Raw genomic sequence first — 26,311 nt, forward strand, 5'->3', positions numbered from 1 at the left:
CCCGGGGGAGGGACGTGTACAAGCTGCACCACCTGCTGACCTTCCAGACCGTCCACAGGACGGGCTCGTTCGCGACGGCCGCGCGGGAGCTCGGATACACCACGTCGGCGGTGTCACAGCAGATCGCCGCCCTGGAGAAGGAGACCGGCCTGACGCTCTTCGAGCGTGAGGCACACGGCATCAGGGCGACCACGGTCGCGCACCGCCTCGCCGAGCTGAGCCGGGGGATGCTCGCCGACGTCGACGAGTTCGACTACCAGGTACGGCGGCTCGCCACAGGGCTGAGCGGGCGGCTCAGAGTGGGCAGTTTCACCACGGCGAGCGTCCGCCTGGTGCCGGCCGCGCTGTCCGACCTCCGGCGCCGCCGCCCCGGCGTCGAGATCACCCTGGACGACGGTGAACCGGACACGCTGCTCGACTCACTCGTCGACGGCGACCTCGACGTCGCACTGGTCTACGAGTACGGGCTGAGCCCCCGGCAGTGGCCTCCCGGAGTCAGGACGCTCGCCCTGGTCAGGGAGGACCTGCTGCTGCTCCGCCCGTCCGGTGAGACGGGTCCCTCCAACCTGTCGCGGCTGGCCGACCGCCTGTGGATCACCAGCCGGGAGGGCACGGCCGGAGACCTCTCGCTGGCCCGGCTGTGCGCGTTCGCCGGATTCACCCCGGCGATCGCCTTCCGCAGCAACGACTACGACGTCGTACGCGAACTGGTCGCCCACATGGGCGGTGTCGCGGTCGTGCCCGCCCTCGGCCACGTGCCCGACGAGCGCATATCCGCCGTGCCGCTGCGGACGTACACCGCCGCCCACCGCACCGTGCTGGCGATCCACCGGGAGGGCAACGCGAATCCGGTGCTCGGCGACTTCCTGACGGCCCTGCGCCAGGCCGTTCCCCAGGACGCCGACCACCTGCTCGCGCTGTGACCCCGGCCTCGCCGACCGCCGAGCCGAGCGGCGGTCGGCGAGGCCGCCATCGGGAACCGGCGTTTCTCTCCTCGGCGGGGATCGTCGGACCGGATCCGGCAGATGCCTTCGGCCTGCGGGGTGATCACAGGAGCGGTGAGTCTGAAAAGACTCTTGCCAACGGAGGACAAGACGGGAGGTGGGGTGATGCGACCGATTGATTGCGCCGTTGCCCGCCCGCCGTCCCTCCCGCTCCGGAGCCGGAGGGGCGGCCGTGGAAGTACGCGTATCCGGCGATACGTCGCGAGCGCGGCGGTCCGCCGATCGGATAAGCCTCTCTGCGTACCATAAAAATTGATCAAACACCTATAAGTGCCTGTGTCGTAAATTGGAATATCGATGCCGTTCCGCAACGGACGTCCGTTACCGATATCCGGATTTCCCCGAGGCTCGTAACGGCCTATCCGTTGTGATCGCGCTTCTGCGCGACCGAGGCGCGCGGAGTCGTTTCTCCCGAACGCTACGGCAACCCCAACCGCATCACCAAAATGTTTTATCTCTCCGGCTTCTTTTTCGAGTCGCGGTATCGACGTCGGGCAGCCCTTCGTTGGATCATTCGGTGTCCGGTCTCGAACGATCGAGACCTCATGGGAGGGTCAAACCTTGAACCGGTTACGCGTACTCGCCCTGATTTCAGTTCCCACCGCGTTACTGATCGGTGTGTCGGCTTCGGCGTCGGCGGACACACCCACTCCGAAGGCGTCGAAAAGCGTGAGCCCTGCCTGTTACGTGCCGGCCCGTGATCAGGTCCTGACCACTCAACAGGGCATTGAGCTCTTCAATGCGTGCTCCACGGCGAATGCGGGTGCGGTCCCGCAATGGCACTGGATGGGCAACTACGGAGACGTCTACGCCCTGGCCAACGCCGCCAATTCGTGGGGGGCCGGTCCAGGGGAGCTGCTCACCCAGATCATGGACAACGGCCTCCTGGCAACGTTCATGTACTACTGAGAAGGCGGCTGGGCCTGTTCTGCGTTCGGATCGTGAGGCTGCGGAATCTCCTGCACGGTGCCGTCCAGTCCTGATAGGGCATGGAGCATCGTGACCTCACCGAAAGGGACAGGACCGCGTACACGTTTCCTGGTGCCTGTGCCGCGAATCGGCGCCGTCGACCTGGCCGGATGGGCTCGGGCACAGGCACCAGGAGCGCGACTCATTTACTTTCTGCTGTGGTTCGATCTCCCGCTGCGGCAACAGCGGGAGGGCGAGCCTGTTGACGAAGCCGTGGGAGGTCAGCGACGAGCTGCCGCCCAGGCATCAGCGTGGACTTCTCCCACGTCAGAGCCCTGGAAAGGGAGGCGCAGACCGGGCGTCCCCGGTCGACCGCGGACGGTCCGGCAGCAAGCACCACCTGATCGTCGACGTCCACTGTGTCCCGCGCAACCCCGTGAGCTGGGGCTGACGCCCTGACCGGTTGGTTCTGTCAAACCGTGACGCCCACCTGCCCAACCTGGCCACCTCGCTGACCAACCACGCCCTCCGGCTGGCCGAGACTGGGCAACGCCGGGAGGCGATGCCGGTCAGCGAGGAAGCCCTCCGTCCCTACCGGGAGCCGGCCAGGCTCAATCGCGACGCCTGCCTGCCCATCGTCAGAGGTGGCAGTCCTGGCTGTATGAGGAGATCTTGTCGTTGGCGGCCGATCCGACGTTGTCCACCCAGGAATTCGGGTTGACGCCTATCAGGCGCTTACCCGAATAGTCCGAATGCTCGTAGAAACACACATACGTATCGGTGCGGTTCCAGATGGAACTCGTCAGGTCGTTGATATGGGAGCCGACGTTGGCGCGCTCGGTTCCCGGCGCGTTGCTGTAACGTCCTCTGCCGTAAGTGTCGCCATAGAGGCATACATAGCCCACGGGACACGCATCCCAGTCCATCGCCTTCGCCTGAGCCGGTACCGCGGTGACCAAGGTGGCCATCGCGCACGCCGCCATCATCGCGGCCGTCAGACTCCTTCGCTTTCCCACTCGCCTCACTCCTTCGTCGGTTTCGGTGCACACGCTGGCGGATTTCTCATATTCCGCCCGCGTCGTACGGTCCGTCAGGCCGGGACAGCATGCATGGCATCGGCTGTTCCCTGCCTTTTCACTGTTGACTTCCTGTTCGCGCCGACTGCCGGACGAGCCGCAGGCCGACAGGCCGGTGGCTCTCCGTGAATCCATTTCTCCTACACGTTTCCTTCCTTTGCCGGGTGAGCTATAAGCCACTTTGACAACCCATACACAGGATGTCATTGACGGCTTCTGTACCTTTTATTGATGATTTCTGCACCACCGCGCGGCAGGCGGGAGGCGTCGGCGCCGCGCGTTCTCCGGCTGGTCGGGTCCTAAAGCGTCAGGTCAGACGGGCCATCTGGGGCGCCCCATGGGGTAAATGGGCAACTTCCAGAGCGGGGTGTCGCCGCAGGCCACAGCGGGCGACCACCGCGGTGCTCGACTGTGAGCTTCGGCCCGGGCGTTCGGGGATGAATCTGGCACTCGTTGTCTCGACAACGACGGCGGGGATGTTTCCACAGGTCGTATCGCCCGCCACGATTTTTGTGCCGTCCGGGAATCCGGGTCGCTCATGGCTACTTTGCGTCTGGTCGCACTCATCTGAGCGGAGGGCCCGCTACGCCAACACCGACGGCCGACCGTTCCCGCTGTGTTCCGGTGACGGCCCACCACGGGTTGATCAAAGGTAGGGGTGGGGTTCGGGGTTGGCCGCGCCGCCGTAATCGGCGAATCGCCGGTGCAGGAGGGGCGGCGCACTGGGCAGGCACGGACCGAGGGTGTCCGGGGACCAGACGCGGCGGACCGTGAGCCCGAGGCGGCGGATGTCGGGGGTGGTGAGGTCGAGGTAGCTGAGCTGTTTTCCGGTCCTGGCGAAGGCCGCCACCAGTGTGTCGGCGCAGGTGCGGGGGTCGGGGTCGAGACGTTCGAAAAGGAAGCCGTCGCGGCCGAGTTGTGCTTCGGAGAAGAACGACAGGTGCTGCCGCGATGGGATCCGTCGCCGCCGCCCGGGTGGAGAGTCGGGCCGACGAACAGGAACGGCCCGTCGATCGCGCCGTGCAGCCAGGACATGCCCACGTGCAGGGCGATCCGGTTGAACAGACTTACCGCCACCGGCTCTACCCGCACATCGGCCCACACGATGATGCTGCTCTTCCAGGGGGCGAACGTCTCGGCGACCTCGTGAAGCCGCAGGCCGTGGGTGGTTCAGCCGGTTTCGGCGGCGGTGAGCACCTCAAGGACGGGGCCGTTGCGGCGTCGGCCACGTCGAGTTCCGGATCGCCGGCGGCGACCAGTTTCGTGACGCGGGCGGCCATCCGGCCGTTGCCGATCACCCGTAGCGGGCCGCCGGCGCACTTTGAGCTGCGCGGCAGTACCGACCGAGCCGTCGCCGACCTGTCCCTCTCGGTATGAGAACTCATCCTTGCTTCCCCGCTACCAAAAATCTGTAGTGGCCGGAATAGACATCTGCCGTAGGGGAGGCTAGGATTTCTGACATCGCAAGGAACGGATCCACGAGGGCAGAGCAGTAGGTAGGCAGCACGACGAACTGCCCGGACGGACGTGGATAGCGGGAGATGACGTAGGTGGACGGGCAGAAGGTCGGACGTGCCAGGGCCAACGTGGTTGAAGGGTCCTGACCGTGGACGCGCTGCCCGAGCAGTGGTGCAAGTAGAGGGCAGAAGGTCGGACGTGCCGGGGCCAGCAGGATCGAAGGGTCCCTGCCGTGGACGCGCTGCCGGAGCAGTGACAGATGAAGTCGAAGTAGAGATACCGAAAGGAGTGTTGAACGCCATCAGGATCGCCCGTCGTCGGCTGAAGTTCGCCGCGCGGGTACCGCACCTCCACGGATTGGACGGTGGTTTACGGTCACGCTTACGCGATCCCCGCACCCCCGCCTTCACGGGCGGCCAGTGCGGAAGCAGTGAATCGGCCGCAAGGCCGGTAGATGGTGTTGAACCTCTGGGCCCCGGCGCATCATGGCGCCGGGGCCCTCGTCCGCGTTAGGGAAGGTTATATGGATCAAGCAGTCACATCCCCGGGCCCTCACCCTCGGGACACCGCCGAGAAGGCGGAGACGGAGGCGGCCCAGACGCTTCCCGACGCGGCCGGTGACAAGCCCGGCCGGAAACTCGACGATGAGGACTACCCCGCCTACAGCATGGGCCGGGCCGCGGAGATCCTCGGCGTCACCCCGGCGTTCCTGCGCAGCCTGGGCGCCGCCAGGCTGATCGAGCCGCAGCGCTCCGAGGGCGGTCACCGCCGTTACTCGCGCTACCAGCTGCGCCTGGCCGCCCGCGCCCGGGAACTGGTCGACCAGGGCACCGCCCTGGAGGCCGCCTGCCGCATCATCATCTTGGAAGACCAGCTCGCCGAAGCCCTGCGCATCAACGCCGAACTGCGCCGACGCGACTGACCGGCCCTCGCCTACCGCGCCCGGATCCGCGATCTGCCCCGGCTTCCGTCACCGGGTGCCCGCCCACCCGGGTGCGGGGCAGTATCGAGGCGGGCCCGACCACTGACCGGTGACGTGCCGCCGGTGTCTGAAACCCACCGGCGCTGAGCCGCTCGGCGAGCAGTTGACGTTGTTCCCCACCGTCGAGCAAGACACGCCCGCAGACGGTGGGGACGGTGCAGCGGTGACCCGCTGGTTGTGGTTACGCCCACGGACGTGGCGTTGGGGCCCTCCTGCCCGGCGACGCCCCAACTTCGCGTTCAACCGCGTCGGGTGGTGGCCGGAGATCAGTGGTTCGCCTTCACCAGGTCGGCTTGTGCGGAGACTCCGCGCAGCATGATGGCCGCGAAGATCGCCACCCCGGTCAGGATCAGGGCCGCGAGGCCGCCCGTCCACGCGAGTGCCTGGGTGAATGACGCCACCGCGGCGTCGGCGAGCGCCTGTCCGAGCGCACCGGGCAGTTCGGCGGCGAAGGAGAGGGCTGCGGCGAGCGTCTCCTCAGCCGCCGAAAGCACATCGCCCGGCAGGCCGATGGGCGCCTGGGAGGCCAGGCCGGTCCGGTAGAACCCGAGCAGGATGGAGCCGAGAACGGCTGTGCCGAGTGCCGTACCCACTTCGTAAGCGGTCTCGCTCACGGCTGCGGCCTGCCCGGCGTGCTCCGGGCGCACCGAGCTCATGATGATGTCGTTGGTCAGCGTCAGGCCGACCCCGGCGCCGAGCCCGACGAGGCACAGCGAGATCGCGATCACGGACGGCGGGGTCTGGGGTGTGAGGAACAGCAGCATCCCGAATCCCGCCGCGGTGATGACGCCGCCCGCCGACACGAGGATCGACGCGGGGATCTTCTTGATGAGCGCGGCGGCGAGGAACCCCGCGATCGCGGAGACCGCGGCTTGCGGCAGCATCCAGACGGCGGCCTGAACGGTGGAGAGTCCCACGACGAGCTGCAGGTGCTGCGTCAGCGCGAAGAGCGCGCCGACCAGGGCGAACACCGATAGCAGGTCGACCACGACCGCGCCGGTGAAGGAGCGGACCCGAAACAGCCGGACGTTGATCATCGGGTTCGGGATGCGCAGCTGGCGCACCACGAACAGCACCAGAATCACGGCGCCGGCGACGAACGTGATGAGCGCCGCCAGTGGCTCCTCTCCCTCGGCGAGGGCCTTGACGCCGTAGACGAGCGTCACCATTCCGGCGAGGGAGAGCGCGATGCTGGGGACGTCGATGCGTCCCGGCATCGGGTTGGCACTCTCGGGCACGAAGATCGGGGCGAGTGCCAGCAGGACGATCATGACCGGGATGTTCATCAGGAAAGCGGCATGCCAGCTGAAGGCTTCGATGATCCAGCCTCCGACGATCGGGCCCGCCGCGGCGCCTGCGGAACCCATCGCGGCCCACACCGCCATTGCCGTGCGGCGCTGGTTCCGATCGAGGAACATGTTGCGGATGATCGACAACGTCGAGGGCATGATGGTCGCGCCGGCGACCCCGAGTAGCGCTCGGGCGAGGATCAGCATCCACGGCGCGCTCGCCAGCGCTCCCAGCACGGACGCCGCCGCGAATCCCACCGCTCCGATCAGCAGGAGCCGACGGCGGCCGATCCGGTCGCCGAGGGACGACATCGTGATCAGGAGACCCGCGAGCATCAGCGAGTAGATGTCGAGAACCCACAGTTGCTCGGTGCCCGAAGGCTGGAGATCCGTGGTGATCGCGGGCAGCGCGAAGACCAGCACCATGCCGTCGATGGCGATCAGCAGCATCGGCAGTACGAGCACTGCCAGCCCGATCCAGGTACGAGCTGTCGCTCGCTGTGTGTTCTCGGTCATCTTTCCCTCCCGAGTCGATTACTTCACCAAACGGTATACTACACCAAATGGTATATTAACCCTGCGGAGGTGGGGGAGACATGGCACGACCGAATGCGCGACCGGCGATGATCGAGGCGGCCCTGCGCGTCGTCGAGGAGCGCGGCATCACCGCGCTCACCCTGGACGCGGTCGCGATCGAAGCCGGGGTGACCAAGCGCGGGCTGATCTACCACTTCCCGACGAAACACGCGCTGCTCGCCGGGATTCACGAGTTCCTCGCCGACCGCGTCGAGCGGGGGCTGCGCGAGGCGACCGGCAAAGAACCGGAGGAGGCGACGCTCGCCGAACGCACGAGGGGATACGTGCTGGCATCCACCGGAGCCTCCACGCGTCTGGAGACGCGTCTCATCGCCGAGGCGGGCAACGAGCCCGACTGGATGGCTCCCTGGCAGCGGGTCTACGACCGCTGGTTCCCGGGTGACGCGGCGCCGATCGACGAGCACGACGACGAGGCGATGCGATGCCTCATGGCGCGTATGGCCGCCGACGGGTTCTGGGGATACGAGAACGCCCTCGGCGCCTCCTTGCCCAGCGGGGTCAGAGAGCGACTTGTCGACGAGATCCTTGCCCTCATCCCTGAGCCGCCGACGGCCTGAGCGGCGCGTCGTCACCCTGCCGGGGCGGCGTCCTTGACGCAGGTGACGTCGCCGCCGGGCAGGACGCCGTCGATCAGGTACCGCTCGACGGTGGTGTTGACACAGGAGTTGCCGGCGCCGAGGTAGGTGGCGTGGCGATAGGCGCCGCGCAGGGTGACCATGCGGGAGCCGGTCAGCGCCCGGTGCATGGCCTGCTGGCCGAGGTAGGGGGAACCGGGGTCGCCGTCGTTGCCGACGACCAGCGCCGGGACACCGTTGCGGACCTTGGTGGGCGCCTCCACCGGCGCGGTGGGCCAGAACGCGCACGGGGTGATGTTGCGGATCAGCGGCCCGTACAGCGGCTCGTCGGCGCGGTGGGCCTGGATGTCGCGGAAGTAGGTCTCCGGATCGCGGGAGGCGGACCGGTCGGCGCAGATGATCGGGGCCTGGGCGTCGATCGCGCCCGTCCCGGTGAACAGGCTGTCGAGGGAGGCCTTCAGCGACGGCGGGGCGGTGACCACGGTGCCGCGGGTGGCGTCGGCCAGCGCCCGTACCTGGGTGGCGAAGTCGGCGTAGGCCTGTTCGCCGTCCTCGTAGAGAGGCCCGAAGAGCAGGTAGGGGATGTGGTGAGAGTCGATCCGGTACCCGCCGATCCGCAGCGGGCGCCGGGCGGCGGCCCGGTTGATGTGGTTGACGGTGGCCAGGACCTCGGTGGTGGTGTCGCCCAGGCCGTGATCCTTGTCGTGCTCGGCGGCCCAGGCAGCCCAGTGTTTCAGCGCGGCGGTGACGGCCGGCTCGTTCCCCGACAGCAGGCCGGGGCCGTAGGTGTCGGGGTTGACCGCGCTGTCCAGCACGATCCGGTCGGCTCTCGCGCCGAACATCTGCGTGTAGACCGCCCCCAGGTAGGTGCCGTAGGAGTATCCGAGATAGGACAGTTTCGGCTCACCGAGGGCGGCGCGGATCAGGTCCATGTCGCGGGCGGTGTTCCGGGTCGAGGCGTACGGCAGCACGTCGCGGTTGCCCCGGGCGCACTTGGCCGCCAGCTCCTTCATCAGGGCCGCGCTCTCGTTGAAGGTACGGCGGTTCGGACCGGCCGAGCGCAGGAAGACGTCGGTCTTCCACCCGCAGCGGATCGGCGTGCTGCGGCCCGTGAAGCGCGGGTCCATCCCGATCAGGTCGTAGCGGGAGGTGAGGGCGGGTGCCCACTGAGCGAGGGAGGCCACCAGGTCCAGCCCGGGTCCCCCTGGGCCGCCGGGGTTGGTCAGCAGAACGCCGCGGCGTCCGGCAGGGTCGGTGGCCTTGATCCGGGAGATCGCCACCGAGATGGTCCGTCCGCCGGGCTTGCGGTAGTCCAGTGGGACGGCGACCTCGGCGCACTGGGCGCCCGCCGCGTCCAGGTTCGCGCCTGCCTTGTCGTCCGGTCCTGTCTTGCAACCGTGCCAGTCGAGTCTTTGATGGTGGAAGCGGATCGGCCTGTCGGTTCCCGCGGAGGTCTCCGCGACCGCCGGGGCGGCGGCCAGACCGAGGGCGCCCAGTGCGACGGCGGCCGCGGTGGCCAGGACCGGCAGGCCGTGCCTTCTGGCGGAACCGGATGTGACCGGCGGGGACGGAACGGTGGAGTGCGACATGGGATCTGCCTCCCTGCTTGATGACCGGTTTGCGGTGCTATCGAGCATGGTGCCGAGATAACCCGTGATCGACCCTGCTGAATGGATTCATGAAGGTATGGCCAGCCCTACCGTCACGCCGGAACCGGCCGGGTCACCGTACTTCCCGGAGGTGCCGCCAAAAGGTGACACCGTTCATGAACGGCGCCGGGCGTAGTGGTGGACGATCAGGGCCGCGATGGAGCCGCCGGAGATGATCCCGGCGACCAGGCCGACACTCTCGCCGACGCCGCCGATGCTGTTGCCGACGCCGTTGACGACGGCGCACACGGTGAAGCTGATCCACAGGAGCACGCGGAGCACGGTGCCGTCGCGCGGTGGCTCAGGCCGGTGGGAGGGGGCGGACGGCCGCGGCCGGTCGGCAGGTGTGACGCGGCAGGGGTCATTCATACCGATCACCCTAGAAATTGTCCCTGCCTGGGGAAATGCCGTAATCTGCCAGGTCGATGGTAGTGCAGGGTGGAATGAAACGGTCCTCCGCCTCAGCTTAGGGTGGGGGAGATGAGCAGGGACGCCTTCGAGGCTTTGGAGCGCCTGGCGGGAGGTCTCGGCACCGCGATCCTCGCCTTCTTGGTCCTCATATCCTGGATCATGGTCGCCGCGGCCTGCCTCGTAGGGGTGGGGCTGCTGATGATCCCGCCGATGCTGGCGCTGACCAGGACGGTGGCCGAACGGGAGCGCGGCCGGCTCAACCGCTGGGGGCTGGAGGTCGTCACCCCCTACCCGCAGCAGGACACGGCGACGGGCTGGGCGGCCAGGATCCGCGCCGCCCTCCGTGACCCGGCGACCTTCCGCGATCTGGGCTGGGTGGCCGCGCATGCCACGCTGGGGCTGACGCTTGGCCTTGTCGCCGTTCTGATGCCGATGATGACCTTGCGGGACGCGACGCTCCCGTTCTGGTGGGGTCTGCTGCCGCCGGGGAATCGGATCACCAGTTACGAGCTGCCGATCACCACGTTCCCGGCCGTGCTGGTGGCCGCGCTGGCGGCCGTGGTCGTCCAGGCGATCGCCGTCGTGCTCGCCCCGCGGATGGCCAGGTTGCAGGCGCTGACCGGCGTACGGCTCCTGCGCCCGCATCCGTCGATCGACCTGTCGCGGCAGGTCGCCCGGCTCACCGCGACACGCGCGGGCGCCCTGCGGGCCCATGCGACCGAACTGCGCAGGATCGAGCGGGCGCTGCATGACGGCGCACAGAACCGGCTGGTCGCCGTCGTGGTGACGGTCGCCGTGGCCAAGCGGGCGCTGGCCAGGGAGGCGTCTCGGACAGGCCTGGCACTCGACGGGCCGCGGGAGGCGCTCGATGAGGCGCAGAGCGCCGCCGAGCAGGCGGTGGCCGAACTGCGCGGGGTCGTCCGCGGCATCCTGCCGCCTGTCCTGGAGGACAGGGGGCTGTCCGGGGCGCTGAGCGCTCTGGCAGCGGGCAGCGCGGTCCCGTGCGCCTTGACCGCCGACGACCTGGGGCAGCTGCCGCTGTCAGTGGAGACCACCGCCTACTTCGCCGTCGCCGAAGCGCTGACCAACGTGGCGAAACACAGCGGCGCGCGGAGAGCCCTGGTCGAGGTGCGCCGTGACGGCGGCCTGCTGCGTGTGGTGGTGAGCGACGACGGCAAGGGCGGGGCCTCGGAAGCCGACGGCACCGGGTTGGGCGGCATCCGCCGCCGGGTCGAGGCACACGACGGAACCATCATGCTGACCAGCCCGCGGGGCGGGCCGACAACCATCGAAGTGGAGTTGCCGTGCGGATCGTGATCGCCGAGGATGACGCGTTGCTGCGCCGGGGCCTGGTGCTGCTGCTGACCGGCGAGGGATTCGAGGTGGTGGCCGCGGCCTCCGAACCTGAGGGGTTCCTGACCGCGGTGGCCGAGCACCGGCCCGACGTGGCGGTGGTGGACGTGCGCATGCCGCCCACCCACACCGACGAGGGGATCAGGGCCGCCGTCGAGGCCCGGCGGCTGAACCCCGACCTGGCGGTGCTGGTCCTGTCGGCCTACGTCGAGCAGGCCTTCGCCACCAACCTGCTGGCCGAGGGGACCCGCGGGGTGGGATACCTCCTCAAGGAGCGCGTGGGCAAGGTGGAGGAGTTCCTGGACGCCCTGCACCGGGTGGCCGCCGGAGGGACGGCGATGGACCCCGAGGTGATCGCCCAGCTGTTCACTCGCCGCCACGACCCGATGGAACGGCTGACCGCCCGCGAACGCGAGGTGCTGGCCCTCATGGCCGAAGGGCTGGGCAACACCGCCATCGCCCGGCGTCTGGTGGTGACCGACGGCGGCGTGCAAAAGCACATCCGCAGCATCTTCGCCAAGTTCGACCTCGCCCCCACCGACCAGGTCGACCGCAGGGTCGCCGCGGTCCTGCACTACCTGGAAAGCTGAACGCCACGCGGTTCTCGGAAGCAGTGGGCCCGAGGGTTACGGCACCCCTCCGTCAGCGCGGAACCACCGCCGGGTTCGCTTCGCCTGCGGGCCGGCCCGGTCGGGGTGCCAGGCCGTACCCGGGCGCAGACCTGGGCGATGCCTCATCAAGCGGAGCGGCGGCCCTCTCCGGGAGGTCAGGGCCACCTTGGCTTGTTCAGGTCATCGTTCGGCGGCTTTCCGGCTGATTCGTCCCGCCGTTTCACCTCTATGCCCCAGCGCTTGCGGAGCCACTCCACCCCGGCGTAGAAGCCGGCGACACCCGGCAGGGTGAACAGGGCGGATCCCCACCCCTGGGAGAGATGCACGTTGATCACGCCGAAGGCCAGGGGCGGGCCGAGCAGGCTCCAGGTGAGCCAGTCCGAGGCGAGCACCCAGCACGCGATCCGGCGTAGCCGATGGAACCGTGGCCGGTCCGGCCTCAGGAGGGCCTCGCGAAGTTGCCACACGCGGCCGAACTGCCGAAGCGCGTAGACGACCTGCACGGTCCTGGTGGACCTCAGCTGTGCCAGGTCGTACAGCTCGGCGTTGAACTCCTCGGCGTAGCGGTCCCGGCGCACGGCCGGGAGCAGCTTCATCATGAGGCTCACCATGTGTTCCGCCGACCGGGATATGGGGACGGCCTTCTCCTCCACCACGACCGGCTCCGCCGGCTGCGCCTGCGCGCTGAGCCTTTCGAGGTGTTCGGAGATCTCCACGGCTCTCTGCCCCATGGCGTCCAGGTGGTCGGCGAGGATCCGGGCGCGAGCGCGGGTGCGGGCGTAGTCGAGGTCGAGCTCGTAGGTGGGGATGCGGTCGAGGTCGAAGCCGAGGGCGTGGGTGCGTTCGAGCGCGTGGTGAAGGGCGTGGGCGAGGTCGCGGGCCTGGTGGGAGCCGCGCTGGAAGTCCAGCCTGTAGGTGCGGACGAAGGTGAGGGTGTGGTCCAGCTTGCGAGCGAGGGCCAGGGCGCGGTCCAGGTCGATGACGTTGGTGCGGTTGAAGCTTCGATCCTCGAAGGAGTAAAGGTAAACGGGGCCGGAGGCGAGGAGCTGAGCCTGGTCGAGGGCGTGGACAAGGGCCCGGTCGAGGGCGAGGGCGAGGCGGCGGTCGATGACGAACCTGCTGGGGTTGGCGATGGAACCCTGGGGGAGGTCGCTCAACTTCCGCCGCCCAGCCGGGGGCTCAGACCACGCAGCGTGCCGATCCTGGTGTGCGCCTGGGCGAGAGCGAGGCGGGCGCTCTCGGCGCCGTCGGGAGTGAGCCGGTAGTAGCGGCGGCGAGGCCGGGCCGCCTCGTGGGGGTTGACCTCCTCGAAGCGTGACTCCAGCCAGCCGATGCCCTCGAAGCGGGCGAGGATGGGATGGATGGTGCCGCTGGCCAGGCCGGAGGCGGCGCAGACCTCCAGTCCGTACATCTCCCGCGTGGGGTCGTCGAGGAAGGCGCGTAGCACGAGCTGGGTTGGGATGGTCATTCTGGGAGGCTTACCCATGCTCTAACTCTAGCTAGGGTAGAGGCGAAGAGGTAGTGGCAGTGATCCGCGCCGTGAACCTGTCTGTCACAACGGCGCCGACCGTCTCGTCCTTGTGGTGTGTTCAACCAGGACAGGAGGTCGTCATGGCACAGACCGTCATGAGAAACGCGCTCCACACGCCGGTCTTCGGCGTCTGGGCGTGGAGTTGGCCGCAGGCGTCGGAGCAGGTGCGATGAGGGTGCTGCTCGCCGGCGCGACCGGTGCGATCGGGTTGCCACTGTTGTCGGCGCTGGCCGCGTCGGGGCACGAGGTGATCGCGCTCATCCGTCATCCGGCCAAGCGGCGGCTCGTCGTGGATCGCGGCGCGCTCCCTGTGATCGCGGATGTGATGGATCGTGACGGGTTGCTGCGCGCGGTCGAGGGACACCGCGCCGACGTGGTCGTGCACCAGGCCACGGCGCTGCGGAAACCCGGGCTCAGGCTGCGCCCCGACGACCCCACCATCGCCCTCCGCGACAGGGGTACCGCGCACCTCCTTGAGGCCTCGCGGGCGGTGGGCGCGCGCCGCTTCGTCACCCAGTCACTGATCACCGGGTACGGCTACCGCGATCACGGCACCAGGGTCCTGACCGAGAACGACGTCTTCGGGCTGCGCGTCGGCAACGTGGGCGACCTGGTGACGGACTCCAGCGTGGCGACCGAACGGCAGGTGTTCGACGCGGACGGCGTCGAGGGCATCGCCCTGCGGTACGGGATGTTCTACGGCAGGAACGCGTTCAGCGACATGTTCGCGGACCTGATGCGCAGACGGGCTCCCGTACTTCCGCGAGGGAGGACGGGGACCACCTCCTTCGTCCACGTGGAGGACGCGGCGGCGGCCACGGTCGCGGCCATGGAACACGGCAGGGCGGGGGAGGCGTACAACGTCGTGGACGACCGGCCGATGAGCTGGCGCGACTTCCTGACCACGGTCGCCCGCGCGCACGGTACGCCTCCTCCCGTCGTGACGCCGAGATGGCTGATCAGGCTGGCCGTGCCGTACCTGGGCTGCCTGCTGATGGACACCACGATGCGGGTCTCGCACGCCAAGGCCACCCGCGACCTGGGCTGGACCCCGGTGCACCGGAGCGTGTCCGACGGGTTGAGGGTTCGCTGAGAACATGCCGGGGCGGCGCCGCCCCGGCATGTTCTCAGAGGATCTCGACGTACCCTTCGGCGCCGTTCACCCGGATGCGCTGCCCGTCCTTGATCCGCCGGGTGGCGTCCTCAACGCCGACGACCGCGGGCAGCCCGTACTCGCGGGCCACCACGGCGCCGTGCGTCATCACCCCGCCGACCTCCATGACGACCCCCTTGACCGAGACGAACAGCGGCGACCAGCTCGGATCGGTGAAGACGGTGACGAGGATGTCACCGTCCTCGAGGTCGGCCTCGGCCATGCTGCGGATGACCCGCGCCCGGCCCTCCACGACACCGGACGAAACGGCGATGCCCGCCAGCGCCCCCTCCGGCAGGGCGCCCGGCTCGTACGCGCCGGAGATCACCTCGCCCTCGGAGGTGATCACCCGCGGCGGAGTCAGCCTCTGGTAGGTCTCGTGCTCCTCCCGCCGCCGCGTGATGACCGAGTAGTCCAGCTCGCCGGTGTCGACCACCTTCCTGAACTCCTCGATGGACAGGAAGTACACGTCCTCGGGTTCCTTGACGATCCCGCGTGCGACCAGCCCGGCGGCCTCCTTCATCAGCGCCCGCTTGTAGATCTCGTACCGCAGAAGGAGCGCGTGCTTGGAGTACTCGCGGTAGCCGATGAAGTGGCGGATCAGGCTCATCTTCCTGGCCGCCTTCCTGGCCTTGCCCGCGCCGCCGGGCAGCGCGCGGAGGCGGGTGAGCAGGTCGTTCACGGCGTTTTCGGCCTCGGCACGGCCCTGCTCGGCCTTGCGGCGGCGTTCCCCGGGCGGGAAGTTCCTGATGTCGCTGAGGATGAGCGGCACGAGCAGCGTCGGGTCCTCGCTCCACCGGGTCCTGGTGAGGTCGATGTCACCGGCGCAGTGCATCCCGTACGTGTCCAGGTAGCCGCGGACGGCGTCACCCACGGCCGCCCCGCCCGCGCACGCGGCCAGCCCCTCGTAGAAGGTGTCGCACCGGGCGGTCTCCAGGTAACGCAGCACGTCGGGGTGTTCGCGGACGGCGTCGGCGACGTCGAGCAGGTCGAGTCCCATGGCGGCCACGACGTTGTGGTCGGCGGACTGGGCGATCGTGTCGGCGGCGTTCTTCTCGCCCAGCCAGGCCTCCATGTGCTTGTTGACCCAGTTGACCGACTGGATGCCGAGGAAGGCCGCCGCCACGCTGCGCGGGTCGAAGGTGAGTTCGGCGAGTACGTCGTGGTCGTCGATGATGTGGGCGAACAGTTCGTCGCCCGACTTGTCGGCGATCTCGCTCCGCAGTCGCTCCACCGTCGCCTCGGTGCACGCGATCAGGTCCGGCACGACGCCGGGGTCGTCCTCGCGGGCGAGCTTGAGATAGTGGCGCACGATCGGCAGCACGCCGCCCTCGCCGAAGTCCAGCATCGAGGTCTTGCCGCGCGCCAGCCCGGCGGTGAATTCCTTGCGCTTCAGCACGGCCCGCAGCGCGTTGGCCATCAGCACGTCGACCTGGTCGAGGCTCTTGAGCGTGGCGGGCCTGGCCCAGGCCGAGGTGAGCTCGGCCGAGACGTCCTTGTAGAAGCGGTTGCCGGCCACGGCGCCCGCCGTACGGCCCAGCTTGTCGTGCAGCAGCGAGAAGAACGACAGGCCCAGCGGGGCGAAGGCGTCGGTCATCATCTGCCGGTGCCCGTAGGAGACGTACACGTGGTTCTTGCCGTCGTGCGCGGGCGGCACGGGATAGAGCGTGGTGATGGGGCGGCTCTGCAGGATGTGGAACGCGCCGTCGTGCAGCGCCCACTCGATGTCCTGGGGGCGGCCGAAGTGCGCCTCGATCTCCCGCCCCAGTCTCTCCAGCAGCAGGATCTGCTCGTCGCCGAGTTTCTGCGCGGTCCGCCGCGCGGGCTCGACGGGAAGCTCCTCGGTGCCGCCGGACGGCAGCGCGCGCAGCTCCTTCGTCTGAGCGGCGATCTTCCTGTCGATGATCCGCCCCGCCCTGACCCGGTAGTTGTCGGCGTTGACCAGCCCGGAGACGAAGGCCTCACCGAGGCCGAACCCGGCGTCGATCGAGACCACCGTGCGGTTGGCCGAGACCGGGTCGGCGGTGAACAGGATGCCCGACGCCTCGGGGAAGACCATCTGCTGGACGACCACGGAAAGCCGTACGGCGCGATGGTCGAAGCCGTTCTGGATGCGGTAGGCCACCGCCCGGTCGGTGAACAGCGACGCCCAGCACCGCCGCACGCTGTCGATCACCGCCTCGGCACCCCGCACGTTCAGGTATGTGTCCTGCTGGCCTGCGAAGGAACTGGACGGCAGGTCCTCGGCGGTGGCGCTGGACCTGACCGCGCAGGCCACGTCCGCGCCGCCCATGTCGCCGAGGTTGCGTTCGATGTCGTGCCGGATCTCGTCGGGCACGGTCAGACCCTCGACGGCGGCGCGCAGCCGGGCGCAGGCGGCGGCGATGCCCGCCCGGTCGTCGGCCCGCAGCCCGGTCAGCCCGCCGATCAGCGCGCTGACCGACGCGTCGCGTTCCACGACCTGCTCGTACGCGTCGGTGGTGACGCAGAAGCCGCGCGGCACGCGGACGCCCCGGATCGCGGACAGCTCGCCGAGGTTGGCCCCCTTCCCGCCGACCAGGGGCAGCCGTGTCTCATCGATGTCGTGGAGCCCGAGCACGTAGGCACTCATGGCGGATCCTGTCTCTCACCCGATGTTTCAATACAGTACAGTACTGTATTGAAATCAGGGGTCGCCGACAGGGGAAGGACTCCACCTTGACTCCCAAGATCTGCCTGGTCACCGGTGCCTCGTCCGGCATCGGCCGCGCCACCGCGCTGGAGCTGCGCCGGGCCGGCCACATCGTGTACGGCGCCGCCCGCCGGGTGGACCGGATGACGGAACTGCGTCAGGCAGGCGGTTACGCTCTGGCGATGGACGTCACCAGGGAAGACGATCTGGGCCGCGTCGTGGACGCCGTCCTGAACGAGCGGCACCGGATCGACGTGCTGGTCAACAACGCCGGAGCCGGTCTGCACGGCGCCGTCGAGGACGTGCCCGTCGAGCGGGCCCGCCGCCTGTTCGAGGTCAACCTCTTCGGCCCGGCCCGGCTCACCCAGCTCGTCCTGCCGCACATGCGTGAACGGCGCTCAGGCACGATCGTCAACGTCTCCTCGATCGCCGGTGAGATCTCGCTGCCGCTCGTCGCCTGGTACCACGCCTCCAAGCACGCCCTGGAGACCTACTCCGACTCGCTGCGCCAGGAGTGCCGGTCCTTCGGCGTCCACGTGGTGGTCGTGCAGCCGGGCATCATCAGGACGGAGTTCGAACAGGACACGCCGCGCGAGTTGCGCGAGACCTCCGGTCACGGGGCCTACGGCGCGCTGGCCGAGTCGATGGCGAGCCGGGCCGAGGGCAACACCAGGGGCTCCGCCCCCGCCGTGGTCGCCAGGACCATCAGGAGCGCCGTCGAATCGCCCAGGCCGAAACCGCGCTACCCGGTCGGCTATCTGGCCAGGACACTCCTGGCCCTGAACCGGATCCTGCCCGACCGGGCGTTCGACGCGCTGGTCACCAAGGCCGGATAGCGCGCCGTGAAACGACCTCGACGACTCCCACCGGGGCGGCCGCGCAGCCAGGAGGTGGACGCGGCGGTTCTCGCGGCGGCTCTCGACCTCTTCATCGAACGCGGCGCGGGCGGAACCAGCATCGAGCAGGTCTCCCAGCGCGCCGGCGTCACGCGGGCCACCATCTACCGGAGGTTCCCCGACAAGACGGCCCTGCTGATTCAAGCCATCGAGTCGGTGCACCACGATCACGACCCCGGCGCCCTCGACTGGCCCGACATCGAGCACATGCTCGACAACTGGGCGACCTACCTGAGCAGCCCGCGCAACCGGCGCATGCTGCGGCGGCTGTACGGCGCCGTGGACGACCACCCCGAGCTGTTGCGCGCGTACCGCGACTCCCACGGCGGGCGGCGGGCGGCGGCCGAGCACGCCGCGCTGAGCCGCTCGCGCGAGCGCGGGCAGCTTCCCGGCGACTGTGACCTGGACGCCGTCCAGCAGCTGCTCAACGGCGCGGTGCTGCACCACCTGGGCTCCTACCCGGCCACCGAGAGCGCCGACGCCGTCAAGGCCTACTTCGTGACCATCCTGCGGCAGGTCGGCTACCGGGAAGGCGTGGACGCCGTCGGCTGACCGGCGACGTGGGAGGAGCCGTGTCACACGCCGCCCTGGGTGCTCGTCCTATCACCAGAGCGAGCACAGGAAAGGGACACGACATGATGAACGGCTACAGCAGGCCGGCCAGGACCTTCGTCCAGGTGGCCGTGGTGGTCGGTGCGCTGACGATGCTGGTCTTCGGCGTGTGGATGCGCGTCGACCCGGCGGGCTTCGCGGTCTTCGCCCGGTTCCCCAATCACGTGCACTTCCTGCACGACGCCGGAGTCTTCCAGATCGGCATCGGGCTGATGATGCTGAGCGCGCTGGTGTGGCATGACGTACTGTCGATCGTGCTGGTCGGGTTCTTCGTCACCAACACGCTGCACGCGGTGAACCACGCGGCCGACCTGGACCTTGGCGGCAGTCCGGACAACTGGTGGCAGCTCGGCCTCGTCTCGCTGCTGACGCTGGCCGGTCTCGTGGTGCACCGCAGGCAACTCGCCCGCCGGTCACGGACTCACGTGTAGCCGGGTCAGAACCGGTCACTCCGGTGGAACGCGACCTCGAAGACGCCGGGAACGGCCGTGTCGACGGAGATGTCACACGGCCGGCGACGGGTTCGTCCTATGGGGGAAAGGCAAGCAACCGGGGGAGTCGGGGGACGGAAGTGGCGGACGACATCGTGGACGAGCGGGCGACGGTCTTCGCCGCGAACCGCAACCTGTTGTTCGCGGCGGCGTACGACATTCTCGGCAGCGTCACCGACGCCGAGGACGTCGTCCAGGACACGTGGCTGAGCTGGGAGAGGGTCGACCACGCGGCGATCGAGCATCCACGCGCGTACCTGATGCGCATCGTCGTGCATCGGGCGGTCGACCAGCTCCGCAAGGCGCGCAGGCTGCGCGAGGACTACATCGGCCCGTGGCTGCCGGAACCGCTGTGGACCGAGGAGGGCGCCGACGGCCGGGAGGAACGCCGTGGTGGTGTCGCGCTTGGTCTGCTGGTCGTTCTGGAGACGCTGTCGCCGCTCGAACGGGCCGCGTTCGTTCTCAGGGAGGCCTTCGCCTACGAGTACGACGAGATCGCCGGGATTCTCGACAGGACCCCCGCCGCGGTGCGCCAGCTCGTGCACCGGGCGCGGGGGCACGTCCACGCGCGGCGACCCCGCTTCACCGCCGACCGGCGCGCCGCCCAGGTGGCGGCGGAGCGGTTCGTGAACGCGGCCGTCGGAGGCAGCGTGACCGATCTTCTCGACGTGCTGGCGCCCGAGGTCACGCTGTGGAACGACGGGGGTGGCCGGGTCCGCGCCGCGCTGCGGCCGGTGCACGGCGCCGGCAAGGTGGCCCGCCTGCTGGCCGCCGTCGGGCCCCGCTATGCGGGGTGCGAGATCCGCTGGGCGTTCCCCGGCGGCACGCCGACCGCCCTGATCGTCGCCGGTGACCGGCCGGTCGCGGTCGTCACCGTCGAGGCGGACTCCTCCGGGGGCCGGGTACGCGCCGTCTACGGCATGGCGAACCCGGAAAAGCTTGCCCACCTGTCGCGGCACAACTGACGAACGAGGGGACACGCGCATGCCGAAGGTCCTGGAAGACTTCATCCCGCAGCCGCTGGGCTCCGAACGCCACGAGTTGCACATCCGGCAGCGGCCGGAAACCGTCTGGACCGCGCTGAACACGCTGTCACCCGGGGAGCTTCCGCTGGTGCGGTTGCTCATGAGCGTCCGCTCGCTCTCGACGAGAGGGGCGAACGAGGCGCCGACGGTGATCGGCACGATGCTCAGCCGGGGCTGGTTCGAGCTGGCCGGCGAGCCGCAGCGGTATGTCGTGCTCGGCTCGATCAGTCAGTTCTGGCGGCTGCGGTCGGCGGAGTTCCGCCGCAGTTGCCCGGCCGGGCAGTTTTGCGACTACGACGTGCCCGGCTTCGCCAAGTCGGCGTCCGTCTTCGAGCTGATCCCGACTGAGCATGGCACTCTGCTCCGCACCGAGACGCGGGTCACCGCAGAGTCGGCGGCCACCCGGCGCAGGATGCTGGCCTACTGGCGGCTGATCCGGCCCTTCAGCGGGGTCATCCGCCGCGTCATGCTGCACGCCATCGCCAGGAAGGCGGCCTCCTACGACTGAGCGTCGTGGGCGCCCGCGCCTTGCGGGCGGCCGGCCTTCGGCTCCGACCACGACGGGGAACCGGCTCACACCCGCCCGTTCCGGGAGCGGTCCCGGAGCAACAGGCGCACACTGAACTTGCTCAGGACTTTTCCGTTCCGTTCGCAGACGGAAACCGAGGAGGATCATGTCCGGCAGAATCCGGACCGCCGCCCTGGCGGTCGCCGTGTCCCTCACCATCGTCCCCGCTGGCGCGACCACGGCCTTCGCCGCCGCCAAGCCCAACCTTCGTGCCTGCTACGACGGTAACTGCAAGATCTCCATCACCAAGAAGGTCTCGTTCCGGATCGACCCCGGCTTCGGCTTCACCAGGCTGACCCTGTCCTTCAACGCCGGCGGCGTCTATGTGAAGTCCAGTGGGCCGGGTGTGAGCGGCTCGGCGTACTTCAGCGGAAGCGGCTCGGTCACGGTCAACGGCATCACCGTCCACGCGCTCTCGCTGTCCGGGAGAAAGGCGGTGCTGCGGCTGACGACGGGCTGAGCCGAAGGTGCCACGACCCTCGCATCCCATCTCGTGCGGGTCCGCCCGGCCCTTGTGACGGGAGCAGCCGCGGCGAACTCCTGCCCCGGATGACGCTCCTGCGTCCGACCGTCGGCGACCATGACGGCCGGGGCAGTCCGTGTCTTGGCGATCCACCGGCTCCGCCGGAGCCGCCGGTCGAGCCGCCGCTCCGCCACCTCGACCAGCGGCTCGACCCGCCCACTGCCACGAGCCGGGGTCTTGGGGTCGTCCGGCCCGAATGAAACGGCAAGCCTCCCACAGGTCGGGGCGCCGCGGGTGAGTCGATCTCGGTTTGGCCGTACCGGTCGGCAGACGACCACCGCAGGCGCTCGTCATGGCCTCGCCGGTTCCTCGAACAGGTGTCCGGAAACGTTTCGACCGTGCTGAACGCGCGCACTCGGCGAGGTCAGCCGCGCGGGCGGTGGACGACCTTGTCCGTCGAGCGGCCGGGATGGACGACGAGCAGGTGCTCCTCCAGCGGTGCTTCGGGGTCGTTCTCGTCCCACGGCAGCGTGCGGGCATAGATCCGCAGGCGGTAGTGGCCTGGACCGGCGACGGCCAGGTCCGGCAGTGGCCTGGCCGCCCCGGCGTCGCCACCCTCTGGGTACGTCGGCACGACCAGGCGGCCGCTGCGGCTGGCGATGCCCACCTCTACCACCTGGTCCCAGCCGGTGAGCCTGAGCGGCGGGGCGCGGTCGAACACCTTGACCGTCAAGCACATCGTCGCGTCCCCGCTGGTCACGATGGCGGCGCTGCTGCCCACGACGTCGATGAAGCCGTCCTCGACGGCGTCGAAGATGTCGGCGACCTCGTCGCCGTCGCCGTAGATGTCCCCGGGATCGCCTGCGCCGTCGTCACGGTCGTCGAAGACGGCGTAGCCGCCGCCTTCAGGCAGCATGTACGCGGCCGTGCCCTGCCGTCTGGCCCGTACCCCGGGCCACGGGTCGGCGCACCGGGCGTTGGCCTCGGCCTTCCACCTGGCCTCCTGCAGGTCGCGCTCGGCCTGACGGCGGTGCGCATCGGCGACCTGCCGGGCGACGATGCCGGGGCACAGGTACTCCAGAGCCGCGGCCAGTTCGATGGCGTCCGCCGTGCCGCCGACCCGCTCGTGCAGCGCGTTCCGTTCCCGGTCACCGGGCAGCGCGCACAGCCGAGCGCCATAGGCGAGGACGCGCTGGTCGGCCAGCCGTTCGGGGAACATCGCGTCCGCCGCGAAGGTCTCGCTCCTGGCCAGACAGAGGAACGACCGCCGCCGTTCCTCGAGCCCGAGGCCGGTCGCGGGCCGGAGCCGGTCGCGGCAGCCCTCGTCCGCGGCCGTGTAGGTGAGCCGGGCGTCCTCCTCGGCGCCGACGACCGCCGCCGGCAGCACGAGCACGACGGCGGCGGCGAGCAACCGCGGCGTCCGGCCGGTTCCGGGCGCCGGGACGCCCGTCCCGGGCGAGGCGAGCTCGTGCGCGGTGCGCGCCGCCCACACGACGAGCAGCCCGTCGAGCGCGTGCACCGCGAGCGCCAGGCCGTCGAACGTCACCCGTCCGATCTGGAGCAGCAAGTAGACCTGCGGGACCAGCAGGGCGGTCCAGCCGATGCCGACCGTGACGGCGCTGAACCGTCCGTCGCGTCTCTGCCCGACGATGATCATCACCTTGCAGCCGAGGGTCGCCATCGCCACCAGGAACAACGCCGTCAGCAGTGGGCCCTCGGCGAACGGCCGCAGCGCCGCGGCCAGCGCCCCGGTCAGACCGAGCCCGAGGGCGGTGATCCGGAACCGGGCCGACACCCCGGCCAGGGCCCACACCAGCAGGAACACGGTGGCGGTCCACACGGCCCAGCGCGCAACGTGCTCCGCGACGCCGGACACGTCATCGAGGAGTTCCCAGAGCAGCAGGTCGCCGGCCACGTCCGCGTAGAGCAGGCGCCGCAGCCACACCACATCACGCGGCAGCGCCCCGGAACGTGGCAAGGCCGGGCCGCGCAGGATCTGCCACAGCGCCCACGCGTTGAACACGCCGATCGCCGCGGGCAGGAGCCGCGCTCCGTCGTCCCACGGCCAGAAACTCGCCGTCGCGACGACGGCGAACCATCGCCCGCCGTCATATCCGGCGGCGACGGCGACAGCGGTCAGGTAGAGCGCGACGGCGACGGCGGCCGGACGCCCGAAGCGGTGGCGGGCGACTGCGACCCGGAGTGAGGCTACGATGCGGATGATCTTATTGGGCCGCTCGGGCCGGTCAACCTGGCTCGGTTGGAACCGGACGGCGGCCACCCGTCGGTGCGGCGACGCATCCGGGGACCGCGACGACACCACGACCCTGACGGTGGAATACGTGGCCCGAACGCGGTGCGCGGTCTTGCGGGCCGTTCCTGAGCCAGATCAGGAACGGTTGACGAGATCCCGTCTGATCGCCTGATCGGGCGGGAACTCCTCGCCGAGGCCCTGGGAACGCTCCACGGTCTCGATTATGGCGGCGGTGTGGAGGTACAGGGCAGGTAGCGTGCAAACCAGCGTATGGATGAGGCGTTCCCCCTACCGTCGCAAGGTGTGCAGACAGTGGATGTACTGGTCGTGGGTGCGGGGCTGGCCGGCCTGAGTACGGCCCGCCTGCTCGCGCGACGGGGACTGAACGTGATGGTGGTCGACCGTCGCAGGTCGCTGTCGACGGGCATCCGCACGACAGGGATCTTCGTGCGCCGTACCCTCGATGACTTCGACGTGCCGGATCACCTGCTCGGGCCGGGTGTCCGGGACGTGCTGCTGTATCCACCGTCGCGGCGGGCACCGATCCGGCTCACCAGCGACCGGGACGAGTACCGTGTGGCCGACATGGCGGCCGTCTACGAACACGCGCGCCGCGCGGCGGAGTCGGCCGGGGCACGAGTCCTTCTGGGCGTACGGTATGTCGACGCGTCGAGGGGCTTTGTGCGGTTCACGGGTGCGGAACCGGTGACGGCCCGGTTCGTCGTCGGCGCGGACGGCGCCCGCTCCCGGGTGGCCCGTGATCTCGGTCTTGATGTCAACCGCCGCTTCCTCGTCGGTGCCGAGATCGTCCACCCGATCACGCCGGGCACGACCACCCCGGCGTTCCACTGCGTGCTGGACCCTCGGATCGCCCCGGGGTACCTGGGATGGGTCATCGACGACGGCCGGTACGCACATGTCGGCGTCGCGGGATATCCGAACGCGATGCGCACCGGCGTCCGCCACTTGCTGGACGCCTTCGCCGCAGATGCGCCCGGCAGTACACCGCCGGCCGGGCCGGTTGAGCGCCGAGGTGGTCCGATCCCGGTCGGCGGTGTACTGCGACGGTTGGCGTGCCCCGCCGGGCTGCTCGTCGGAGACGCGGCGGGCGCGGTGTCGCCGCTGACCGCCGGTGGGCTGGACCCCTGCCTCCGCATGTCCGAACTGGCCGCGGCGGTCACCGCCGGGTACCTGCGTACCGGCGACCAGCGTGTGCTGAGCCGGTACGACGGGGACGCGTTGCGGACCCGGTTCCGCGGCCGGCTGCTGTTGCGCCGCGTGTTCGCCGGCATCCGATCCCCTGCCGCGGCGGAGGCGGCGGTGACCGCGCTACGCGGTCGTGCCGGCCGTGCGCTGGCGGCACGGATCCTGTTCGGCGACGGCTCGTTTCCCGAAGTCGACCCACGTCTCACGGACCTGGCGATCGGCCGCCCTCGCCGGTGACGCCGATGTCTCGCGTGTAGGACTTCGCGGCGTTGGGCGAGCGTCGTCGTGCCCTCAGGTACTCCAAGCATCTCTCGACCAGGTCAGACACCTGATGGTCAGCCCACATAAGGGGCCAGGCCAAGTAAGCCGGAAAGGGCTGACAGCCGTTCCAGCGGTTGAGACTGATCTCAGCGCTGGTCTTCCGGTAGCGGGAGCTCGGTGTCATCCCCCGATGCGGATCTCGCTGGGATGGGCGGGGAAGGCGTGGTGCACGTGTTACGTAGCGTCCGGCACGCGGGGCAGAGAACTCGCGCGCTGACCGCTACGACGCCTTGGCCCTTGACGGCCGCCCGACAAGGGCACCCGCCCCTGCACTCGACAGCGGACGACGGCACCTTCATGAGCGCCGCGTCGACATCCGGAAAGGCCTCGACGTGAAGTTGCACCTCATCGGCACCGGATCCATCTTCACCGACCGGATGAGCGCTTGCGCGCTCATCGACGACACGCTCCTCATCGACACACCCAACGGGTCGGTCAAGGCCATGCGCCGCGGCGGGACCGACCTGACGGCCATCGACATCTGCCTCATCACGCACTTTCACGCCGACCACTTCTTCGACATCATCTTCCTGCTCATGGAGCAGGGCTTGCTGCGTCGGCGTGACCGTGAACTCGTCCTGGTCGGCCCCACCGGCCTGCAGGAACGCATCCAGCACCTGTTCCAGCTCAGCTATCCGGGTACCTGGAAGACCGTAAAACCCAACGTGCGGCCGCACTTCGTCGAGTTCGGCCACGGCGGCGGTCAGTGGCAGGGCCCAGGACGGGGACACGACTACCTGGTGCAGGCCTTCGCGGTGCAGCACACCACACCGATCGCGCTCGGGTACGCCATCACCGACGCCCAGTCCACCACCCTCGGCTACACCGGCGACACCGTGTACTGCCCGGCGGCGGAGAGCCTCACCGCCACCAGCGCGGTCGTGGTGCTCGACACCTCCTTCCGCACCTCCAGGGTAGGACACATGGGCCTGGACGACGTCGAGGCCCTGTCCAGACGCTGGCCCGACCGCACCTTCATCCCCACCCACCTGGGCGACGACGTCACCGGCTCCGACCGGCCCAACATCGTCTTCCCCGACGACGGGCAGACCTTCACCCTCAACATGAGCGGTCTGACCGACCGGCCCGGCCAAGGCGACCAGTAGACGCTCACCACGCGGGAGCGCAGCTCGACCGGCTGCGGAGCCGCAAGGACGGCGGCGGGTTCTCTGACGGCATCGAGGCTTGGATCACCTGCGAACTCAG

At 69.4% G+C, this 26,311-nt stretch carries 25 protein-coding genes; 16 read left to right on the forward strand and 9 right to left on the reverse strand.

Annotated features, from left to right (window positions below):
• Positions 1 to 14 precede the first annotated feature (14 nt).
• Both ACFYY8_RS17895 and ACFYY8_RS17900 read left to right on the forward strand, forming a co-directional pair.
• A complete protein-coding gene (locus ACFYY8_RS17895) occupies positions 15 to 923 on the forward strand; it encodes a LysR family transcriptional regulator (protein WP_390042017.1) in 909 nt (302 codons plus the stop codon).
• 867 nt (positions 924 to 1,790) lie between these two features.
• Positions 1,791 to 1,913: a hypothetical protein gene (locus tag ACFYY8_RS17900; RefSeq protein WP_390042019.1), complete on the forward strand. Its 123-nt coding sequence runs from the start codon at positions 1,791 to 1,793 to the stop codon at positions 1,911 to 1,913.
• Between the two features lie 638 nt (positions 1,914 to 2,551).
• Here ACFYY8_RS17900 and ACFYY8_RS17905 read toward each other — a convergent pair.
• Positions 2,552 to 3,124 (reverse strand): peptidase inhibitor family I36 protein, encoded by a 573-nt coding sequence (locus tag ACFYY8_RS17905; protein ID WP_390042021.1) that lies wholly within the window; start codon positions 3,122 to 3,124, stop codon positions 2,552 to 2,554.
• A 511-nt stretch (positions 3,125 to 3,635) separates the two neighbouring features.
• On the reverse strand, positions 3,636 to 3,839 hold the full coding sequence (locus tag ACFYY8_RS17910) for a hypothetical protein (protein ID WP_390042023.1): 204 nt from the start codon (positions 3,837 to 3,839) through the stop codon (positions 3,636 to 3,638).
• Between the two features lie 101 nt (positions 3,840 to 3,940).
• Here ACFYY8_RS17910 and ACFYY8_RS17915 point away from each other — a divergent pair, with 101 nt between their 5' ends.
• Together ACFYY8_RS17915 and ACFYY8_RS17920 are read left to right on the forward strand one after the other, a co-directional pair.
• Positions 3,941 to 4,366, forward strand: a complete 426-nt coding sequence (locus ACFYY8_RS17915) for a hypothetical protein (protein WP_390042025.1) — start codon at positions 3,941 to 3,943, stop codon at positions 4,364 to 4,366.
• Positions 4,367 to 5,114: 748 nt separating this feature from the next.
• Positions 5,115 to 5,369: a MerR family transcriptional regulator gene (locus tag ACFYY8_RS17920; protein ID WP_390042422.1), complete on the forward strand. Its 255-nt coding sequence runs from the start codon at positions 5,115 to 5,117 to the stop codon at positions 5,367 to 5,369.
• Positions 5,370 to 5,695: 326 nt separating this feature from the next.
• On the opposite strand, the gene ACFYY8_RS17925 is transcribed toward ACFYY8_RS17920, so the two are convergent.
• The gene (locus tag ACFYY8_RS17925) at positions 5,696 to 7,234 is read right to left on the reverse strand and encodes an MFS transporter (RefSeq protein WP_390042027.1); all 1,539 of its coding nucleotides are present in this window, start codon (positions 7,232 to 7,234) and stop codon (positions 5,696 to 5,698) included.
• Positions 7,235 to 7,314: 80 nt separating this feature from the next.
• On the opposite strand from ACFYY8_RS17925, the gene ACFYY8_RS17930 reads away from it, so the two are divergent.
• Entirely contained in the window at positions 7,315 to 7,872 is a 558-nt protein-coding gene (locus ACFYY8_RS17930; RefSeq protein ID WP_390042029.1) for a TetR/AcrR family transcriptional regulator, read from the forward strand.
• 11 nt (positions 7,873 to 7,883) lie between these two features.
• Here the strand turns inward: ACFYY8_RS17930 and ACFYY8_RS17935 are convergent, their stop codons facing one another.
• Together ACFYY8_RS17935 and ACFYY8_RS17940 are read right to left on the reverse strand one after the other, a co-directional pair.
• Entirely contained in the window at positions 7,884 to 9,479 is a 1,596-nt protein-coding gene (locus tag ACFYY8_RS17935; protein WP_390042031.1) for an alpha/beta hydrolase, read from the reverse strand.
• Positions 9,480 to 9,653: 174 nt separating this feature from the next.
• Complete coding sequence (locus ACFYY8_RS17940) at positions 9,654 to 9,908, reverse strand: hypothetical protein (RefSeq protein WP_390042034.1); 255 nt, start codon at positions 9,906 to 9,908, stop codon at positions 9,654 to 9,656.
• Between the two features lie 111 nt (positions 9,909 to 10,019).
• On the opposite strand from ACFYY8_RS17940, the gene ACFYY8_RS17945 reads away from it, so the two are divergent.
• Together ACFYY8_RS17945 and ACFYY8_RS17950 are read left to right on the forward strand one after the other, a co-directional pair.
• The gene (locus ACFYY8_RS17945) at positions 10,020 to 11,267 is read left to right on the forward strand and encodes a sensor histidine kinase (RefSeq protein ID WP_390042037.1); all 1,248 of its coding nucleotides are present in this window, start codon (positions 10,020 to 10,022) and stop codon (positions 11,265 to 11,267) included.
• Positions 11,255 to 11,893 (forward strand): response regulator, encoded by a 639-nt coding sequence (locus tag ACFYY8_RS17950; RefSeq protein WP_390042040.1) that lies wholly within the window; start codon positions 11,255 to 11,257, stop codon positions 11,891 to 11,893. The genes ACFYY8_RS17945 and ACFYY8_RS17950 overlap by 13 nt, the downstream gene beginning before the upstream one ends.
• Before the next feature lie 176 nt (positions 11,894 to 12,069).
• Here the strand turns inward: ACFYY8_RS17950 and ACFYY8_RS17955 are convergent, their stop codons facing one another.
• Positions 12,070 to 13,071 (reverse strand): hypothetical protein, encoded by a 1,002-nt coding sequence (locus tag ACFYY8_RS17955; RefSeq protein ID WP_390042042.1) that lies wholly within the window; start codon positions 13,069 to 13,071, stop codon positions 12,070 to 12,072.
• Complete coding sequence (locus ACFYY8_RS17960) at positions 13,068 to 13,382, reverse strand: helix-turn-helix transcriptional regulator (RefSeq protein ID WP_390042044.1); 315 nt, start codon at positions 13,380 to 13,382, stop codon at positions 13,068 to 13,070. Before ACFYY8_RS17960 ends, ACFYY8_RS17955 begins: the two co-directional genes overlap by 4 nt.
• Positions 13,383 to 13,614: 232 nt before the next feature.
• Between ACFYY8_RS17960 and ACFYY8_RS17965 the strand changes: the two genes are divergently transcribed.
• Positions 13,615 to 14,538, forward strand: coding sequence for an NAD-dependent epimerase/dehydratase family protein (locus ACFYY8_RS17965; RefSeq protein ID WP_390042046.1), 924 nt, complete (start codon positions 13,615 to 13,617; stop codon positions 14,536 to 14,538).
• Between the two features lie 34 nt (positions 14,539 to 14,572).
• Here ACFYY8_RS17965 and rph read toward each other — a convergent pair whose 3' ends face one another.
• A complete protein-coding gene (rph, locus tag ACFYY8_RS17970; RefSeq protein ID WP_390042048.1) occupies positions 14,573 to 17,209 on the reverse strand; it encodes a rifamycin-inactivating phosphotransferase in 2,637 nt (878 codons plus the stop codon).
• Between the two features lie 86 nt (positions 17,210 to 17,295).
• Here rph and ACFYY8_RS17975 point away from each other — a divergent pair, with 86 nt between their 5' ends.
• The 6 genes from ACFYY8_RS17975 to ACFYY8_RS18000 all read left to right on the forward strand — a co-directional run bounded on the left by ACFYY8_RS17975 (position 17,296) and on the right by ACFYY8_RS18000 (position 21,321).
• Positions 17,296 to 18,105 (forward strand): oxidoreductase, encoded by an 810-nt coding sequence (locus tag ACFYY8_RS17975; protein ID WP_390042050.1) that lies wholly within the window; start codon positions 17,296 to 17,298, stop codon positions 18,103 to 18,105.
• A 54-nt stretch (positions 18,106 to 18,159) separates the two neighbouring features.
• Positions 18,160 to 18,717, forward strand: coding sequence for a TetR/AcrR family transcriptional regulator (locus tag ACFYY8_RS17980; protein ID WP_390042052.1), 558 nt, complete (start codon positions 18,160 to 18,162; stop codon positions 18,715 to 18,717).
• An 83-nt stretch (positions 18,718 to 18,800) separates the two neighbouring features.
• The gene (locus ACFYY8_RS17985; protein WP_390042054.1) at positions 18,801 to 19,208 is read left to right on the forward strand and encodes a hypothetical protein; all 408 of its coding nucleotides are present in this window, start codon (positions 18,801 to 18,803) and stop codon (positions 19,206 to 19,208) included.
• A 140-nt stretch (positions 19,209 to 19,348) separates the two neighbouring features.
• On the forward strand, positions 19,349 to 20,233 hold the full coding sequence (gene sigJ, locus ACFYY8_RS17990) for an RNA polymerase sigma factor SigJ (protein ID WP_390042056.1): 885 nt from the start codon (positions 19,349 to 19,351) through the stop codon (positions 20,231 to 20,233).
• Between the two features lie 19 nt (positions 20,234 to 20,252).
• Positions 20,253 to 20,801, forward strand: coding sequence for a hypothetical protein (locus ACFYY8_RS17995; RefSeq protein WP_390042058.1), 549 nt, complete (start codon positions 20,253 to 20,255; stop codon positions 20,799 to 20,801).
• Between the two features lie 166 nt (positions 20,802 to 20,967).
• The gene (locus ACFYY8_RS18000) at positions 20,968 to 21,321 is read left to right on the forward strand and encodes a hypothetical protein (protein ID WP_390042060.1); all 354 of its coding nucleotides are present in this window, start codon (positions 20,968 to 20,970) and stop codon (positions 21,319 to 21,321) included.
• Positions 21,322 to 21,748: 427 nt separating this feature from the next.
• Here ACFYY8_RS18000 and ACFYY8_RS18005 read toward each other — a convergent pair whose 3' ends face one another.
• A complete protein-coding gene (locus tag ACFYY8_RS18005; RefSeq protein ID WP_390042062.1) occupies positions 21,749 to 23,605 on the reverse strand; it encodes a hypothetical protein in 1,857 nt (618 codons plus the stop codon).
• A 276-nt stretch (positions 23,606 to 23,881) separates the two neighbouring features.
• On the opposite strand from ACFYY8_RS18005, the gene ACFYY8_RS18010 reads away from it, so the two are divergent.
• Both ACFYY8_RS18010 and ACFYY8_RS18015 read left to right on the forward strand, forming a co-directional pair.
• Positions 23,882 to 25,021 carry an FAD-dependent oxidoreductase gene (locus ACFYY8_RS18010; RefSeq protein ID WP_390042064.1) on the forward strand — a complete coding sequence of 380 codons (1,140 nt, stop codon included), beginning with the start codon at positions 23,882 to 23,884 and terminating at the stop codon, positions 25,019 to 25,021.
• Between the two features lie 416 nt (positions 25,022 to 25,437).
• Positions 25,438 to 26,211: an MBL fold metallo-hydrolase gene (locus ACFYY8_RS18015; RefSeq protein ID WP_390042066.1), complete on the forward strand. Its 774-nt coding sequence runs from the start codon at positions 25,438 to 25,440 to the stop codon at positions 26,209 to 26,211.
• The last annotated feature ends 100 nt before the right edge of the window (positions 26,212 to 26,311 follow it).

Origin of the sequence: Streptosporangium sp. NPDC001559 (assembly GCF_042893955.1) — a bacterium.
In the GTDB taxonomy this organism is placed as follows: Bacteria; Actinomycetota; Actinomycetes; order Streptosporangiales; family Streptosporangiaceae; genus Streptosporangium.